Origin of the sequence: Devosia sp. SL43 (genome assembly GCF_021729885.1) — a bacterium.
Classification (GTDB): Bacteria; Pseudomonadota; Alphaproteobacteria; order Rhizobiales; family Devosiaceae; genus Devosia.
Genome location: NZ_CP063401.1, coordinates 2,921,845 through 2,937,039 on the forward strand (window position 1 = coordinate 2,921,845; position 15,195 = coordinate 2,937,039).

The window sequence follows — 15,195 nt, forward strand, 5'->3', positions numbered from 1 at the left end:
CTCACCATGAGGGCTGTTGATACATCGCGCTCCCGGTAGCCCTCATGGTGAGGTGCGAGTTTTTCACGAGGCTCGAACCACGAGGGCGTAGCACTATATTGTAGCGATCCCCTCGCGCCGGCACAGCTCGGCCAGCGCGCTGCCCGGTTCGGGCGGCGGCAGGTCGGCCCGGCCCCGCCGCGTCAGCTGGCTGCGCCACAGATGCACCGCCAGCGTATCGGGCGCGATCGCCGCATCAATGCTCGATCCCGGATGCATCAGCGCTGGAATGCCCTCGTATGGGATCGGGTAGAGCACCCGGCTGGGCAGTACGAGATGCTCCAGCCCGCGTTGCCGCATGTAGTGGGTCAGCGCCATCGGCCCGGTGGCGCCATATTGCATATCCTCAGGCGCAATCTTTTCACCGAACAGCCGCCGCGCCGCCACTTCGATGCGCCGGATCGGCGGTAGATGCGGCTCGAGCAGCGGTCGCTGCGTATCGGTGAAGATGGCCAGCAGATCATTGAGCAGCGGCGCATCGGCTGGAATATGCAGCACCGCGCCATTGATTGAGCCCGGCCGCTCATAGGCCATCAGATAGTCCGGCGGTCCCGCGATCGGCTTGACGCAATAGACGTCGAGATCGGCATAGACGCCACGCCCCTGCTTGAGCGCCGACATGCGGAAATAGTCCGAGAACACCCCCGGCGTACCCTTGCCCTTGTAGAACACCAGCTTGTCGCGCGGCAGCACCTCGGCCGCATCGCGCCAGATGGCGCCCTCCGGCAGCCCCTCGATCGGATCGAAGGAATACACCTCGACGACGTGGCCATGCCGGCGGAACGAGGCGATGCTGAGCCGTTCGAGCCAGCTCATCGGCCCATGCCAGAAACTGACGATGGTGGGCAGGCTCACTTGCTCTTCTCCGGACCGAACACGTCGGCAAAGGTGTCGATCATAAGCTCGTCCCGCACATGCAGCCTGGCGTCGAAGGGAACATTCTCGGTGCGGTCCCAATACCACGAGCGGGAAATGCCGATGAAATGATAGCCATAGAACATGTCCGACGAGCCCGACAGGTTGAGCCACCCCTTGACCTGGTGCGTCCACGGTTGCGCGCGCCAACTGGCGAAAAGCGCCCGCCCCGGCGCCAGCGCCCACTTCTTGCCGCGGTCACGCGCGGCGACGCCCTTCTTGCGGATAAAGAACTGCCGGTGGCGCGGCGGGCCGTCTTCCTCGCGCGCATTGAGCACCCACACCCGGTTGAATCGTAGCAGCCCGAACGGCGAGCGCTCGACCGCCTTGAACACCGATTTGCGGAACGGCGAAAATACCAGCTCGTCCACATCGACATTGAGAATGGACCGCGCCGACATCGCATATTTGCGGAAGAACTGGGTGAATTTGGGCGGCTGGGCAAACATGCCCCAATTGCCGCCGAATTTGTGGCCCTCGAACACATCGTCCATCGAGCCGAAGCGATAGGGCCAGAGGATGACGAGGAATTTTTCCAGGCCCGCAACGGCAGCCAGCGTATTGCGCAAGTCATCGAGGCTATAGCTGACCGAGCCATTGTCATAGACCACGGCGGCGGTCGCCCCATGCTCGACGACGTAGAACCGCGCCCAGTCAGCGATCCAGGCGAGATCATTGTCCTTGTTGATGGTGAAGATCACCCGGTCGCCATCAAGCGCATCGCTGCGATTGGGCTGGATCGCCACCCCGACCTGCTGGTCGCCAAAGTCGAAGCTGAGCCGGGTATCGTCCTCGGGCAACGTGACCCGTAGGATCTCGGCCTGCACACCGTGATGGATCCTGGGCCTGGCTTCGACGCCGGAGGGATGGCCGGTGATAACAAGGCTATCGATCAGCGGCGTCAGGTTCAGTGCCATGGGGCCAATCAGATAGACATGGCTCCCGGTATGGTCGCGAAACACATCATAGAACACGGCGCTGTCATCGAAGCGCTCATAGAAGCTCGGCGGTCGCTCCAGCTCCGGCCCCAGCGGAATGCGACGCAGCGGCTTGCTCGCGTCGAGCATGACGGCGGAGGAAGCAGCAATGGCGGGGTCGGTGAGCGCAAGGTCGATAGCCATGGCGGTGCCATAGCGCGAGATTGCGGCCTTGGGTAGGGGTGGAGCGGTCTCGATCTGACTCCCTCCCCTTGATGGGGAGGGTTAGGGGTGGGGTGGGCCGAGAGCGTTGCGTTTGGGGCTCACCCCCACCCTTAGTCCCTCCCCACAAGGGGGAGGGAGACCGCCTGGTGAGCCGGGACAGGTTGTGTCCTAAATCCGCCCGTTCTTCAGCGACTCCGCCAGCGGCGCGGGCCGTTCGACCGGGGTCTTGATGTCGATGGTTCGGCCTTCACGCGAGGCAACTTCGAACGCTTCCATCACTTCGAGCACATGCAGGGCCAGGTCGCCATTGGCGCGATGCGGGCGGTTTTCGAGAATGCCCGTGGCCATGTCTGCAACGCCGAGCGAGCGATAATTGCCATCGGCATAGGGCTGGTTCACCGGAACGGGTGTCCACTCCTCGTCGCGGCCACGCTTCTTGAGCTCGACATCGCCGCCGAAGAAATTGGGGTCCGGAATGATTAGGCTGGCTTCGGTGCCATAGAGTTCGAGCGGTACATGCTTGTGCCCGGCCACGTCGAAGCTCATGCCGACCTGCACGATAGCGCCATTGGCAAAGCCGAGCGATCCGGTGACATGAGTGTCAACCTTCACATCCATGATCTGCCCCTTCTTGGGCTCGGACAACACCGGGCGCTGCAGCCGCAAGCGCGACGCCATTGCCGAAACCCGGGCGACCGGGCCGAGTAGATTGACCAGGTCGGTGATGTAATAGGGGCCCATATCCAGCACGGGGCCGCCGCCGATATCATAGTAAAACGCTGGATCGGGATGCCAGGCTTCGTGACCCGGTGCCTGCATGAAGGCGGTGCCGCCCACCATCTGGCCCAAGGCGCCGCTATCGACCACGGCACGCGCTTGCTGGTGCGAACCACCGAGGAAGGTGTCCGGCGCCGAGCCGATCCGCAAGCCGGCCTTGACTGCCGCATCGAGCAGCTTGCGCCCTTCGGCATAATTGATCCCGAGCGGCTTCTCCGAATAGACGTGCTTGCCGGCGGCCAGCGCCCGCAGGCCGACATCGACATGGGCGCGCGGGATCGTGAGATTGACGATGAGCTGGATCTCGGAACTAGCAAGCATCTCATCGATGCTCATCGACTTGAGGCCAAATTCGGCCGCCCGCGCCTGCGATGCTTCCGGCCGCATATCGGCGAGGCCCTTGATATCGAGCACCGGAAAGCCGGCCATGTTTTCATGGCCGGTAATGGCCCGCAGATAGGCTGATGAAATGTTGCCGGTACCGATAAAGCCGATACCGAGGCGCCCAGTGGTCATGGCGCGATCCTCCCTGAAATGTTAGCGCAAACTAACGGGGACGATCGCGCCGCGCCAGACGGTCGGGCTATTTTATTTGGATCACGCAGAATTTGTCTTGAGCCATTCCGGATCGGGCTCGATCGGGGTGATCACGTCGAGATAAAGCCCGTTGGGATCGGTGGCGATGAAGTGGCGTTGGCCGAAGACTTCGTCGCGTAGCGGCTGGGCGATGGGCACACCTGCAGCGACTAGGCGGGCGTGTTCAGCCGCAGCATCCTCGACGTAAAAGCTCAGCAGCATGGCCTTGGTCGGACCGCGGCCCGGCTCGGGGATGGTCTCGTGATCCTGCACGATCAGGGCAATCTCGAACGGGTGGTCTGCACTCGCCCGCAACTGCACATACCAGTCACTGCTGAAAATGCGGGTGAAGCCGAAGTTCTGCTCATAGAAGCGGGCAGTGGCCTCGACATCGTCGACCTGAATCAGCGGATAAAGGCTTTGGGTAAACATGGCTTGCTCCTTGATATAGCGATCAATAAAATACATACTGCATGTATCAAACATATACATACAGGCTGCATGCTATGCAAGCACGAAAAACCCAGGAAGAACGGCGGACGCAGACGCAGCGGGCTCTGATCGCCGCCGCTCGGCGCCTCTTCGCGGAAAAGGGCTATGCCGGCACCGGCACGCCCGAGATCGTTGCCGCCGCAGGCGTGACGCGCGGCGCGCTCTATCACCACTTCGCCGACAAGCTGGCTTTATTCACCGCCGTGGTCGAGGAAGAGCACCTGCTGATGGCCATGGCCATCAACGCCGCCGCCGAGGGCGAAGACGAGCCTGGCCCGATCAAGGCGCTGATCGCCGGTTGTGACGCCTTCCTCGATGCCATGCAGGACCCCGGCCGCCGCCAGATCATGCTGATCGATGCCCCCGCCGTTCTCGGACGCGCCGTGGTCGACGAAATCGACGGCCGCCACGGCCTCGACACGCTGATCTGCGGTCTGCGCGACGCCATGGAGGCCGGCGCCATGAAGAAGCTGCCGCTCGAACCCCTGGCCCACCTCTTCGGCGCGCTGTTCGATCGCGCGGCTCTGGCACCGCCCGACGAGCTGGCGGACTATCGCAAGAGCATCAAGGCGCTGATCCGGGGACTGAAGATTTAGGAAGAGTACCCCCACCTAACCTCCCCCTGAAAAGGGGGAGGAATTTGGCCGGTGCTAGGCTTTGATCGCGCCCCAAACTCGGTCAATCCCTCCCCCTCTTCAGGGGGAGGTTAGGTGGGGGTATTCTTGCTGCTTTCCAAAGCCTCAACCTTCACCGCCAACTCCTGCACCGCCTTGACCAGCGGCGCAATGAACGCGTCATAGCGCAAGCCCTGCTCGCTCTCGGCATCACCAGGGTCGGCCAGAATGTGCCCGCCGAAATCCCTCCCATCGAGCACCGCCAGCACCTCCTGCGCCAGCAAGCCATAATGCGTACGCCGCCCCGCTCGGGCCTCGCCGTCCTCATTGCCACCCACGACCCAGCGATAGCGCACCGGGTTGAGGCCCATGATGAAATCGAGGCCCAGATCGCTGGGTGCGATATCGGTCTTCTGCCTGATGTCGGATGTCTGGATCGTCCCCGTGGCCGCCCACACCGCGGACCATCGGGCACCCGATCCGCCCAGCGTCATGGCATTGTCGGTGGCGGGCCGAAAGGTTGCGGCGACGGTGGCCGCGCCGGTCGTAGCATTGACGACGACGGCACTGACCCAGCTCGACCCATCCGGGCTGACCTTGAGCCGCCAATCGTCATCTCCAGCCAACCCCATCTCGGCGCGCCCAGACCAATTGGTCTGGTACAGCAGGCTCGCCGTATCGCCGGCTGCGTTCTTGTTGATCTTGATCTGATGACCGTTGCCGGCATGGTTCAGCAGCGTCGCCGCCGCCGATACGGCAAGCCGGTTGGTGGTATCCGCCGTGGCATTGATGCCCAGCCGTGGCAGGGCCGAGCCGAGCGAGGTCAGCGGCGTCCACGCACCGGCGTCGAACACATATTGGGTCTTGTCGGCCTTGCAATAGACCTGCCAGCCCGACGCCGGATCAAGAAACAGCCAGGCGCCGGATTGGAACGTGGCAATCTCGTCCGTATGGCCCGACCAGGCACCGCTGGCGCCCGACGGCACGATATAGGTGTCGCCGGCCAGCGGACTGCCCGGCGGGGTGGTCAGCGTCCGGCTTTCGATGGCGGCTTGCACCAGCGCATCGAGCGCCTGGATGGCCTCGTTATGCGTAATGTGCTTCTGCGCCTGGCTCGGCATGATGAAGGGCAGCGTAAGGCGTGGGGTATGGTCCATGGGATCTCCTTTGCGAGGAGTATCCGGCCGGATGGGCAGGGCGGGGATAAGCGGGAGAAGTTATGCGGCAACAGCTGCCGGCCGCCGCATCGTCGTCACCACAAACGTCACGACGAAGGTCGCACTCATCAGCAGCACGATGGTCGGTGCCGGCGCACTGTCGATGAAGAAGCTGGCATAGATGCCTACCAGCGAACTCAGCACCGACACAGCCACCGCTATCAGCATCATCGGCGCAAAGCGCTTGCTGATGAGATAGGCGATCGCGCCCGGCGCCACCAGCAGCGCGATGACCAGCACGATACCGACAGCCGTCAGCGCCGCCACGATGGTCAGCGACAACAGCGCCAGCAGCCCATAATGCAGCCAGCGTACCGGCAGGCCGATCGCCCCGGCCTGTTGCGGATCAAAGGTGAACAGCAGCAGGTCGCGCCATTTCGCGAGAACGATCAGCGTCACCACCAGCGCGATGATGCCGGTCTGCACAAGGTCAGCCTGGCTGACGCCAAGGATATCCCCGAACAGGATATGGTCCAGATGCACATCGGTCTGAATCGAGGTGTAGAGCACGATGCCCAGGCCAAACAGCCCGGCAAACACCACACCCATGACCGTGTCTTCCTTGATGCGGCTATTTTCCTTCAGATACCCCACCGACAGCGCGCAGCCCATGCCGGCGGCGAAGGCGCCGATGCCGAGCGGGATACCGACGATATAGGCCAGCACCACGCCGGGCAGCACGGCGTGAGAGATCGCGTCGCCCATCAGCGACCAGCCCTTGAGCACCAGGAAACAGCTGAGCAAAGCCGTGGGGATGGCGACCGTGACCGCGATCGCCATCGCCGAGGTCATGAACGGAAACTGGAACGGCCACATGGCATAGACGAGAAACTCGTTCACTTGGCGATCTCCTCGGCAGCACGACGCCTGTTGGCGAGGAGGCCATGTTTGGGCGCGAACACGAAGGCGAGCAGGAAGACGCCCGTCTGCAACACCACGATAACGCCCCCAGTGGCGCCATCGAGGAAGAACGAGATATAGGCGCCGACCAGGCTCGATAGCGCCCCAACCGCAATGGCAATCAGGATCAGCCGCGGAAACCGATCGGTGAGCAGGTAGGCCGTCGCGCCGGGGGTCACCACCATGGCGATGACGAGAAAGGCACCGACAGTTTGCATGGCCGCCACCGTGCAGGCGGCCAGCAGCGTAAAGAAGATCACCCGCAGCAGCGGCGGATTGAGGCCAATGGAGCGGGCATGGCTCTCGTCGAAGAAGGTCACCATCAGGTCCTTCCAGATGAAGAACATGACAATGAGCGTCACCACCGAAATGATCACCAGCTGCAACGTATCCTCCGGCGTCACCGCCAGGATATTGCCCATCACGATGGTCTGGATGTTCACCGACGTCGGCGACAGCGAGATCATGAACAGGCCCAGCCCGAAGAAGGCCGTGAAGATCAGCCCGATGACCGCATCTTCCTTGAGCTTGGTGCGCTGCGTCAGGAACAGCATGGCCCCTGCCGCCAGTCCGCCCGAAAAGAACGCGCCGATGGAAAACGGCAGGCCCAGCATATAGGCGCCTGCCACGCCCGGCACGATGGAGTGGCTCAGCGCATCGCCGATCAGCGACCAGCCCTTGAGCATCAGATAGGCCGACAGGAAGGCGCAGACGCCGCCAACCAGGGCCGAGACCCAGATGGCGTTGATCATGTAGCCGTAGGAAAAAGGCGCCAGCAGCGTTTCGATCATTTGGGTTCGACCGGGTCGGACTGCTTGGTGGTCATCTTGCCCTTCTCGCCATACATCACCAGCGGCCGCTCATCGTCGGTCAGTACCGAAATGTGGCGCGGATCGTCATCGTCATGCAGGCCTGCTCCGGCCAGCACGAAGTGGCGCAGCGCGCCGCCGAAGGTGATTTCGAGCCATTCGCGGGTGAAGATTTCCGAGGTTGGGCCCGAGGCCAGCACTGTGCCCTTGACCAGCACCGTGCGGTCGCAGAATTCAGGCACCGAGCCCAGATTATGCGTCGACACCAGCATCACCTTGCCCTCGTCGCGCAAAGCGCGCAGCAATTCGACGATGGCGTCCTCGGTCTTGACGTCGACGCCGGTAAACGGCTCGTCGAGCAGGATCACCTGCCCCTCCTGCGCCAGCGCCCGCGCCAGGAACACCCGCTTCTTCTGCCCGCCCGACAGTTCGCCAATCTGGCGGTGGCGGAATTCGAGCATGTTGACCCGCTGCAGCGCCGAAGTGACCATGTCGTGGTCAACCTTGCGCGGCCGGCGCAGCATGTTCATGTGGCCATAGCGGCCCATCATCACCACGTCTTCGACCAGCACCGGAAAGTTCCAGTCGACATCTTCCGACTGCGGCACATAGGCGACCAGGTTACGCTTGAGCGCCTGCTTGCCGGGGACGCCCAGAATCTCCACCGAGCCGCCGGCCAGCGGCACGAAGCCCATGATGGCCTTGAACAGGGTCGATTTGCCCGAACCGTTCACGCCGACCAAGGCGGTTATCGAGCCTTTCGGGATGGAAAAGCTGGCATGCTTGATGGCGGTGGTGCCGTTGCGATAGGCGACGGTGATGTCGCTGATCGCAAGGCCGGGCTGCTGGGCGTCGTTCACTGGGTCAGGCCTTGCACGATGGTCGATGTGGTAACGGACAACAGGTCCAGATACGTCGGAACCGGGCCATCTGGTTCAGACAGCGAGTCCACATACAGCACGCCGCCATACTTGATGCCAGTTTCCCGGGCGACCTGTTCGGCCGGCTTGGACGAGATCGTGCTTTCCGAGAAGATTGCCGGCACATCATTGGCGCGCACTTCGTCGATCACGTGGCGCACCTGCTGCGGCGTGCCCTGCTGGTCGGCATTGATGGGCCAGAGATAGAGTTCCCTCAGGCCGAAATCGCGGGTGAGATAGCTAAACGCACCCTCCGACGTGGCCAGCCACCGGCGCTCTTCGGGAATGGCAGCGATGGCGGCGCGGATCGGCTCGACCGTCGCGGTGATCTTGGCCGAATAGGCGGCGGCATTTGCGGTGTAGACCGCCTCATTGGCCGGGTCGGCGGCGACGAAGGCCTTGCGGATGTTCTCCACGTAGATCAGCGCGTCGGTGGGCGACATCCAGGCATGCGGATTGGGCTTGTCTTCATAAGGGCCTTCGCCGATCCCCATCGGCTCGATGCCTTCGGTGACCACGACAGATGGCACATCGCCCAGATTGGACAGGAACTGCTCGAACCATTGCTCGAGATTGAGCCCGTTCCACAGGATGAGATCGGCATCCTGCGCCGCGATCAGGTCGCCGGGGGTCGGCTGGTAATTGTGGATTTCGGCACCGGGCTTGGTGATCGACACCACATCGGCAGCATCCCCCGCCACGTTCCGCGCCATGTCGGCGATAATGGTGAAGGTGGTGACAGCCTTGAGACGCTCCTGGGCCAAGACGGGAAGCGAGCCGGCCAGCACAGCCGATAGGGCAAGAACAGAAAACAGGCGGCGATGCATCAATCACTCCAGGTCAGTATGACTGACATGCATAGTGCAATTGCAAATCATTCGCAATAGCAGAGTGTCGTAGCCCTACGAATCGTCCGGCAGTGTTAGCGGGTGGAAAGGATTGCCCATGCCCATTCAAAAATGGCCCACGCCCCCCTAACAGTTTGGCCCATTGGTGATGGACGGAAAAAGTCAGCTACATGGCCTCATTCGGGCTACATCCGACAATTGTAGAGATCCGGGCGTCTAATCTGAACGACGCTTGTTCTGCTTTGGGGCGGGAAGCTGCTGATCGTCGATGCCCCATTTCGGCCCTCAGGCCGCCTTTTCGATTTCCTGAAACCTGCCGGTCCGCTTAGCCGCTGGCGGTGGCAGCAAGGAGGTGGGAAGGCGACCCAGCGGACTACATCACGTGTCTATACCTGGCGATACACGACCCATCGGGCTGTATCCAAATGATCAGGCTTTCCCGAATAAGGATGTCCACCGGCCTGAAGAAGATCCAACTCATCGTGCCGTCGGGAAATCCCGCCCCACTACTTGGCACCACAGCGCGAGGAAATTCGGGGTCCCGCAAAGCAATCTCATTTAGAGAGTCTGGATCGACCATTGCGCATACAAGTTCAGAGACATCGATCGCGCGTGATCCCTCGGGCCCAAGTTTGAGCCAGAGTTGCTTTCGCTCGTTCATGAGCGCTTCGATTTGCGTGCGGAGATTGTGCTTCATTTGCTCCTCAGCACTCGGAGCATTTGGGAGGGTTAAGGCTGCACAACAGAGTATGGCGCTGAGTGTCAGAGTTCGCATACTTGGTCTCTCCCAATCATCAATCTCTAGGATCGATTCTATCGATCGCCAGACTCTTCGGCGACAAGGTGTTGGAATGCGCTCACCATGCAAGATTGGTTAGCGGACGTCGGTAAGCTGCCCAGCCGCAGTCGACCCCATGGCGGTCCTTCGGGGTTCGATAGTGGCCTCCTAAAGCAGACGTTGAAGTCTGCACCCGGGCATGTCGGAGGTGAAGGCCTGGCGCTGCTTAATCCCATTCTCGCCTGATTTGGCAGTTACTGACACCTACTGATCGAGATCATTGCCGGGTGGTTGGGCAGGTCGACAGGTGACTTCGTTATTCGCCTGTGTGTGCGGTCTCCTCGCGCGTGGTCGAAGAAGACATCGGCCTTGCCGAGGCTTTCACCCCTCTCAGACGTGGTGTCTCGCATGGCAGGAGCCATCCGCGCCGCGAGCACATTTCGTTCTGTGACCCGCTACGGCTGCGCAGGGTGAACCAGTCTCTCCCCGCCGCACCGAAATCAAACCTCACCGGAGCTTTTCATGCGCATTTCGTGGGCCTTCCTGGCCCTGACTCTGCTCGTCCCCGGCTCCGTAGCCGCCCAGCCCACAACGGAAACAGACATGTCCCAAATGATTTATCCCGAAACAAAGCAGATACCGGTGGTCGAGGATCATTTCGGCCATACCATCACCGATCCCTATCGCTGGCTGGAGAACGATGTTCGCAGCGACGAGGAGGTGTCCCAGTGGGTCGAGGCGCAGAACTCGGTGACCGACGAGTATCTGGCTGGCCTACCGGGCCGGGCCGTTTTCGCCGAGCGAATGGCTGCACTGCTGAACTACGAGCAGGTCTCCGCGCCCGTCAAACGGGGCGGCCGGTATTTCTACACGCGTAATTCGGGCCAGGAGAACCAGCCGACACTTTACGTGCGGGACGACCTTGGTGGGCCGGCGAAGGCGCTGATCAACCCCAATGCGTGGTCGGCGGACAGCGGCGATGCGCTGGCCGAGTGGTCGCCATCCGACGATGGCCGTCTGGTCGCCTATGGCGTGCAGCAGGGCGGCACAGACTGGCGCACCATCCGCGTGCTCGACGTCGATACCGGTACGGTGCTCGAGGATAGCGTCGCATGGGCCCGCTTCACCGACATAGCCTGGGCCCCCGACGCCTCCGGCTTCTTCTATGCGCGCTTCCCCGAACCCGAAGGCGCCAATGCGGCGGCCGGTATCGTCAATCACGCGGTCTATTTCCACGCTATCGGCACGCCTCAGTCCGAGGATCGGTTGATCTATGCCGACCCCACTCGGCCCACCAATCTCGTCCCGATCAAGCGGACTGCCGATGGCCGTTACCTCGCCATCTATCCCACCCCCGGCGCCGGCGCGAATGCCCTGGCGGTGGTCGATCTGGATAGCGAGTATTGGACACCGCGCATGCTGATCGAGGATTTTACCGCCGATTGGTCCGTGGTCGGCAACGGTGGCAGCCGGCTCTATGTCAACACCAACCAGGATGCAGAGCGGGGGAAGATTGTGGTCTTCGATCTGGCGGAAGCCGAACCGCAGCCTGTCGAGGTGGTCGCGGAGGACGAAGCCGTAATCAGCAATGCCATCCTCGTCGGCGGGCGCCTGCTGACCACCTATCTTGTGGATGCCCAGACCGAGATGCGGCGCTTCCTGCCTGACGGCACGCCGGACGGCGTGGTGGACTTGCCGGGCATCGGCACGGCGGGCGGCATCCAGGGCGATTTCGCTGAAGATGAAGCCTTCTTCCTCTTCACCAGCTTCGACACCCCGATCACAGTCTACCGCTACGACGTGGCCGCCAACAGCTACGACGGGTGGGCCGAGCCAAAACTGGCGGCAAATTTCAACAATGTCGTGGTCGAACAGCGGTTCTATACGTCAAAGGACGGGACGCAGGTTCCGATGTTCATCGTCAGCAATGGTGATGTCACCAAGCCGGCGCCGACCTTGCTGTATGGGTATGGCGGGTTCGGCATCCCCATGGTGCCGTTCTACAACCCCCTGCAGATGGCCTGGGTAGAACAGGGCGGCGTGCTGGCGGTCGCCAATATCCGCGGTGGCGGCGAGTATGGCCGCGCCTGGCATCGGGCTGGACAGCTCGAAAACCGGCAGAACGCCTATGACGACTTCATCGCTGCAAGCGAATATCTCAAGGCCGAGAAGATTGCCAGCGACGATGGTTTGGTCGTCCAGGGCGAATCCAATGGCGGCCTCCTCGTCGGGGTGGTGACCAACCAGCGGCCTGACCTTTTTGCAGCGGCGCTTCCCGGCGTCGGTGTGATGGATATGCTGCGATACCATCAGTTCACCGGCGGCGCCTTGTGGATTTCCGATTTTGGCAGCCCGGATGAAGAGGTGCATTTCGACAATCTCCTTGCCTATTCGCCCTATCACAACATCCGGGACGGCGAAGACTATCCGGCGATCCTGGCGACCACCGCGGATACCGACGATCGTGTTGTGCCGGGTCACACGTTCAAATACACCGCCGCTCTTCAGGCGGCAGACCTGGGAGACAAGCCCCATCTGGTCAGGATCGAGACCAGGGCCGGTCATGGCGCTGGCATGCCCCTCGACAAGGTCATCGCCCTGCATGCCGACCAATGGGCCTTCGCCGCACACTGGGCTGGCCTCGAAGTCGGCAAGACGCCGTGATCCTGGTCTTGGATCACAGGTCAAACCCCGTTTGGTGGCATGACCTCCAAGTCCGGTTTTGCCGAAGTCAGCGTCTCGAACGCCGCGCGGTTGGGAGGGCGAGCAATGTTCGCCCCTCGATCGCAGATGCTAGAAAAGGGACCGTCGCTGGGCCGTCTTGTACTCGCTTCATTGTTACCAGAAGCTGATATTCCGTTGTCGGCCCAAGTTCACCAATCGCAAAAATGATCCGTTAGTGCATTGTTCTTACTTATCTTTCTTTGATGTCTGGGGCATCCTATGGGCGATTTTACAAGTGAGTGTGAGCGGGTGGGCTGGAATGTTCACTACCCCCAGGAAATGGCCCACGCTTTCATAGTGATCCGGTGGGCGACCACCCGCGTAAGGACATTACCTGCGCGGAGAAACCGATGTATATGGTGCCCATGACCGATGCAGAACGCAGGCAACCCTTGAGCGCTGGACTGCAGGAAGACCCGTCTGCTTTGCTGCATCGCGTTGCACAGTTTAGGGACAAGGCTGCTCTGGCGGCCTTGTTCAGCATGTATGGCCCAAAGCTGAAGTCGATGATGCTCAAGCTTGGCACCAGCGACGCTCTGGCCGAGGACTTGGTTCAAGACACGTTTCTCAATGTCTGGCGCAAGGCCGCGCTCTATTCCAATCAACGCGGTGCGGTGAGCACCTGGATTTTCACCATCGCCCGCAACCTGCGGATTGATCAGCTTCGGCGTCAATCCAACAAGCCCTACGAAGATCTCGAAGCTCTGGAACTGGCCAGCGAGGCGCCGACGGGATTGTTTCTGACCGAGCAAAACCAGGTTGTCGCCCGGGTAACGGCGGCTCTGGATACCTTGCCGCTGGAGCAGCAGGAGGTGATCCGCCTCAGCTTCATTCATGAATTGCCGCATGCGGAGATCGCCGAACGGACCGGCATTCCGCTTGGAACCGTAAAATCTCGACTGCGCCTTGCCTATGAACGGCTCCGGCCTGCGCTGGAGGATCTGCAATGACCGTCAACCATCACCCCGACATCGCGACGCTCATGGCGTTCAGCGCCGGCACGCTTGACCATCCCTATGCCACGGTTATTGCCACGCATTTGGCAATGTCCGAAGGCGGTCGCGAGACGATGCGTCATATCAATACGATCGGCGGGGCGCTGCTGACGGCAGAGCCGGGGGGCGATCTGGCTCCCGATGCCCTTGATCGTCTGCTGAATTCGCTGGAAGACGACGAGAGCGAGGTCGTTTCGCAGCCCCTGCTGAACAGCGATCTACCGATCCCCCTGCAGCGCTTCCTGCCCGATGGCCTCGACAGCGTGCGATGGAAGTGGACCGGGCCCGGCGTGGCGACGGCAGACCTGGCATGGAGTGCGGCCGGGTCGCGCCTGATGCTGCTGCGCGTTGCCGCTGGCCGACGCGTTCCCGAGCATGGGCACGGCGGCCAGGAACTGACCTTGATCCTCAAGGGCGCCTATCGCGACCGCTTCGGCATCTTTGCGGCGGGCGATATCGCCGACCATGACGAGGATGTCGAACACCAGCCGATCGCCGAACCGGGCGAAGACTGCATTTGCCTGGTTGCCGTGGACGCCAGGCTCACCTTCCGCGGGCGGCTCATGCGGCTGTTGCAGCCGCTGTTTGGCATGTAGCGGCGGGTCTGGCTTCTACCCCTTGGTCCGCAACGTCGAGCGACCGCCGTCGACGCCGAGCACCTGTCCGGTGACCCATGTCGATTGGTCGGACAGCAGGAAATCGGCTGCAGCGGCGATGTCGTCCGCTTCGCCAAGCCGCCCCATGGCGTGCATCTGGGCGATGGCGCTCGCTGTCGCCTCGTTGCTGGTCAAAGCCTGGGCGAGCGGGGTTTTCGTAAGCGACGGCGCCACGGCATTCACCCGGATCCTGGGGGCCAGCTCGGCGGCGAGGGCCCGCGTCAGGCCCTCGATCGCGCCCTTGGCCATGGCCACGGAAGCATGGCCGGCAAAACCCTGGCCAACGGCCACGCTCGAAAACAGCACGACTGAACTCGTCGTGGCATTGGCCTTCATGGCCGGGAGCGCCGCCTGGACGGTGATGGCAGCACCCAAGGCGTTCAGAGCGAAGTCGGTGGCAAAGTCGTCGAGCGACAGGCGCGCAAGCGGCTTGAGATTGATGGAGCCCACAGCGTAGACGAGGCCGCCCACCGGCCCCGGCGAAGCCTCCACTGCTGCCTTCAACGCCCCGGTGTCGAGCACGTCGGCGATGGCCCATGTCGCACCCGTCGCGCCCGCAAGCGCTTCCAGCTTTTCGGCGTCACGGCCGACCAGGTGGAGCGGAACGCCGCGAGCGCTGAGGCGGCGAGCCAGGGTAGAGCCCACGCCGCCGGTTGCGCCAACGATGATTATGGTTCCTGACACGGCACACCTTTCGGTTGATCGGTCGGCCCGCGCATTCGTGCCGATAGAAGCTGATACGCAGCAGTGCCCGATGCGGATTGGCGGTGCTCATAGCCGCCCGCGCTGCGTG

The 15,195-nt window shown here is 62.2% G+C and carries 14 protein-coding genes; 4 read left to right on the forward strand and 10 right to left on the reverse strand.

From position 1 onward, the window contains the following. Window positions 1-93: 93 nt before the first annotated feature. The 4 genes from IM737_RS14425 to IM737_RS14440 all read right to left on the reverse strand — a co-directional run bounded on the left by IM737_RS14425 (window position 94) and on the right by IM737_RS14440 (window position 3,881). Window positions 94-894, reverse strand: coding sequence for a hypothetical protein (locus tag IM737_RS14425; RefSeq protein ID WP_236894803.1), 801 nt, complete (start codon window positions 892-894; stop codon window positions 94-96). Then, complete coding sequence (locus IM737_RS14430) at window positions 891-2,075, reverse strand: hypothetical protein (protein WP_236894804.1); 1,185 nt, start codon at window positions 2,073-2,075, stop codon at window positions 891-893. Before IM737_RS14430 ends, IM737_RS14425 begins: the two co-directional genes overlap by 4 nt. A 189-nt stretch (window positions 2,076-2,264) precedes the next feature. Continuing rightward, the gene (locus tag IM737_RS14435) at window positions 2,265-3,389 is read right to left on the reverse strand and encodes a Gfo/Idh/MocA family protein (RefSeq protein WP_236894805.1); all 1,125 of its coding nucleotides are present in this window, start codon (window positions 3,387-3,389) and stop codon (window positions 2,265-2,267) included. A gap of 81 nt (window positions 3,390-3,470) precedes the next feature. Next, the gene (locus IM737_RS14440) at window positions 3,471-3,881 is read right to left on the reverse strand and encodes a VOC family protein (protein ID WP_236894806.1); all 411 of its coding nucleotides are present in this window, start codon (window positions 3,879-3,881) and stop codon (window positions 3,471-3,473) included. A gap of 65 nt (window positions 3,882-3,946) precedes the next feature. On the opposite strand from IM737_RS14440, the gene IM737_RS14445 reads away from it, so the two are divergent. After that, window positions 3,947-4,537 carry a TetR/AcrR family transcriptional regulator gene (locus IM737_RS14445; RefSeq protein WP_442874206.1) on the forward strand — a complete coding sequence of 197 codons (591 nt, stop codon included), beginning with the start codon at window positions 3,947-3,949 and terminating at the stop codon, window positions 4,535-4,537. A gap of 110 nt (window positions 4,538-4,647) precedes the next feature. Here IM737_RS14445 and IM737_RS14450 read toward each other — a convergent pair whose 3' ends face one another. The 5 genes from IM737_RS14450 to IM737_RS14470 are packed head-to-tail and all read right to left on the reverse strand — an operon-like array spanning window position 4,648 to window position 9,228. Continuing rightward, window positions 4,648-5,712 (reverse strand): DUF2793 domain-containing protein, encoded by a 1,065-nt coding sequence (locus IM737_RS14450; protein ID WP_236894810.1) that lies wholly within the window; start codon window positions 5,710-5,712, stop codon window positions 4,648-4,650. Window positions 5,713-5,772: 60 nt separating this feature from the next. Next, window positions 5,773-6,588, reverse strand: coding sequence for a metal ABC transporter permease (locus tag IM737_RS14455; protein ID WP_236899932.1), 816 nt, complete (start codon window positions 6,586-6,588; stop codon window positions 5,773-5,775). 20 nt (window positions 6,589-6,608) lie between these two features. Beyond that, window positions 6,609-7,463, reverse strand: a complete 855-nt coding sequence (locus tag IM737_RS14460; RefSeq protein WP_236894813.1) for a metal ABC transporter permease — start codon at window positions 7,461-7,463, stop codon at window positions 6,609-6,611. Next, the gene (locus IM737_RS14465) at window positions 7,460-8,341 is read right to left on the reverse strand and encodes a manganese/iron ABC transporter ATP-binding protein (protein ID WP_236894815.1); all 882 of its coding nucleotides are present in this window, start codon (window positions 8,339-8,341) and stop codon (window positions 7,460-7,462) included. The genes IM737_RS14460 and IM737_RS14465 overlap by 4 nt, the downstream gene beginning before the upstream one ends. Then, entirely contained in the window at window positions 8,338-9,228 is an 891-nt protein-coding gene (locus tag IM737_RS14470) for a metal ABC transporter substrate-binding protein (protein ID WP_236894817.1), read from the reverse strand. The genes IM737_RS14465 and IM737_RS14470 overlap by 4 nt, the downstream gene beginning before the upstream one ends. Before the next feature lie 1,402 nt (window positions 9,229-10,630). Between IM737_RS14470 and IM737_RS14475 the strand changes: the two genes are divergently transcribed. The 3 genes from IM737_RS14475 (at window position 10,631) to IM737_RS14485 (ending at window position 14,342) form a co-directional block, all read left to right on the forward strand. Then, entirely contained in the window at window positions 10,631-12,691 is a 2,061-nt protein-coding gene (locus tag IM737_RS14475; protein ID WP_236894819.1) for a prolyl oligopeptidase family serine peptidase, read from the forward strand. A gap of 410 nt (window positions 12,692-13,101) precedes the next feature. Further along, complete coding sequence (locus IM737_RS14480) at window positions 13,102-13,701, forward strand: sigma-70 family RNA polymerase sigma factor (protein WP_236894821.1); 600 nt, start codon at window positions 13,102-13,104, stop codon at window positions 13,699-13,701. Beyond that, on the forward strand, window positions 13,698-14,342 hold the full coding sequence (locus tag IM737_RS14485) for a ChrR family anti-sigma-E factor (RefSeq protein WP_236894823.1): 645 nt from the start codon (window positions 13,698-13,700) through the stop codon (window positions 14,340-14,342). Before IM737_RS14480 ends, IM737_RS14485 begins: the two co-directional genes overlap by 4 nt. Before the next feature lie 15 nt (window positions 14,343-14,357). Here the strand turns inward: IM737_RS14485 and IM737_RS14490 are convergent, their stop codons facing one another. Beyond that, a complete protein-coding gene (locus IM737_RS14490) occupies window positions 14,358-15,086 on the reverse strand; it encodes an SDR family NAD(P)-dependent oxidoreductase (protein ID WP_236894825.1) in 729 nt (242 codons plus the stop codon). Window positions 15,087-15,195: the final 109 nt, after the last annotated feature.

Bases quoted from the DNA above. Each gene is read 5' to 3' on its own strand.
- IM737_RS14460 (WP_236894813.1), bottom strand. From the start codon at position 7,463: ATGATCGAAACGCTGCTGGCGCCTTTTTCCTACGGCTACATGATCAAC.
- IM737_RS14435 (WP_236894805.1), bottom strand. From the start codon at position 3,389: ATGACCACTGGGCGCCTCGGTATCGGCTTTATCGGTACCGGCAACATT.
- IM737_RS14470 (WP_236894817.1), bottom strand. From the start codon at position 9,228: ATGCATCGCCGCCTGTTTTCTGTTCTTGCCCTATCGGCTGTGCTGGCC.
- IM737_RS14450 (WP_236894810.1), bottom strand. From the start codon at position 5,712: ATGGACCATACCCCACGCCTTACGCTGCCCTTCATCATGCCGAGCCAG.
- IM737_RS14475 (WP_236894819.1), top strand. From the start codon at position 10,631: ATGTCCCAAATGATTTATCCCGAAACAAAGCAGATACCGGTGGTCGAG.
- IM737_RS14485 (WP_236894823.1), top strand. From the start codon at position 13,698: ATGACCGTCAACCATCACCCCGACATCGCGACGCTCATGGCGTTCAGC.
- IM737_RS14430 (WP_236894804.1), bottom strand. From the start codon at position 2,075: ATGGCTATCGACCTTGCGCTCACCGACCCCGCCATTGCTGCTTCCTCC.
- IM737_RS14440 (WP_236894806.1), bottom strand. From the start codon at position 3,881: ATGTTTACCCAAAGCCTTTATCCGCTGATTCAGGTCGACGATGTCGAG.
- IM737_RS14480 (WP_236894821.1), top strand. From the start codon at position 13,102: ATGTATATGGTGCCCATGACCGATGCAGAACGCAGGCAACCCTTGAGC.
- IM737_RS14455 (WP_236899932.1), bottom strand. From the start codon at position 6,588: ATGTGGCCGTTCCAGTTTCCGTTCATGACCTCGGCGATGGCGATCGCG.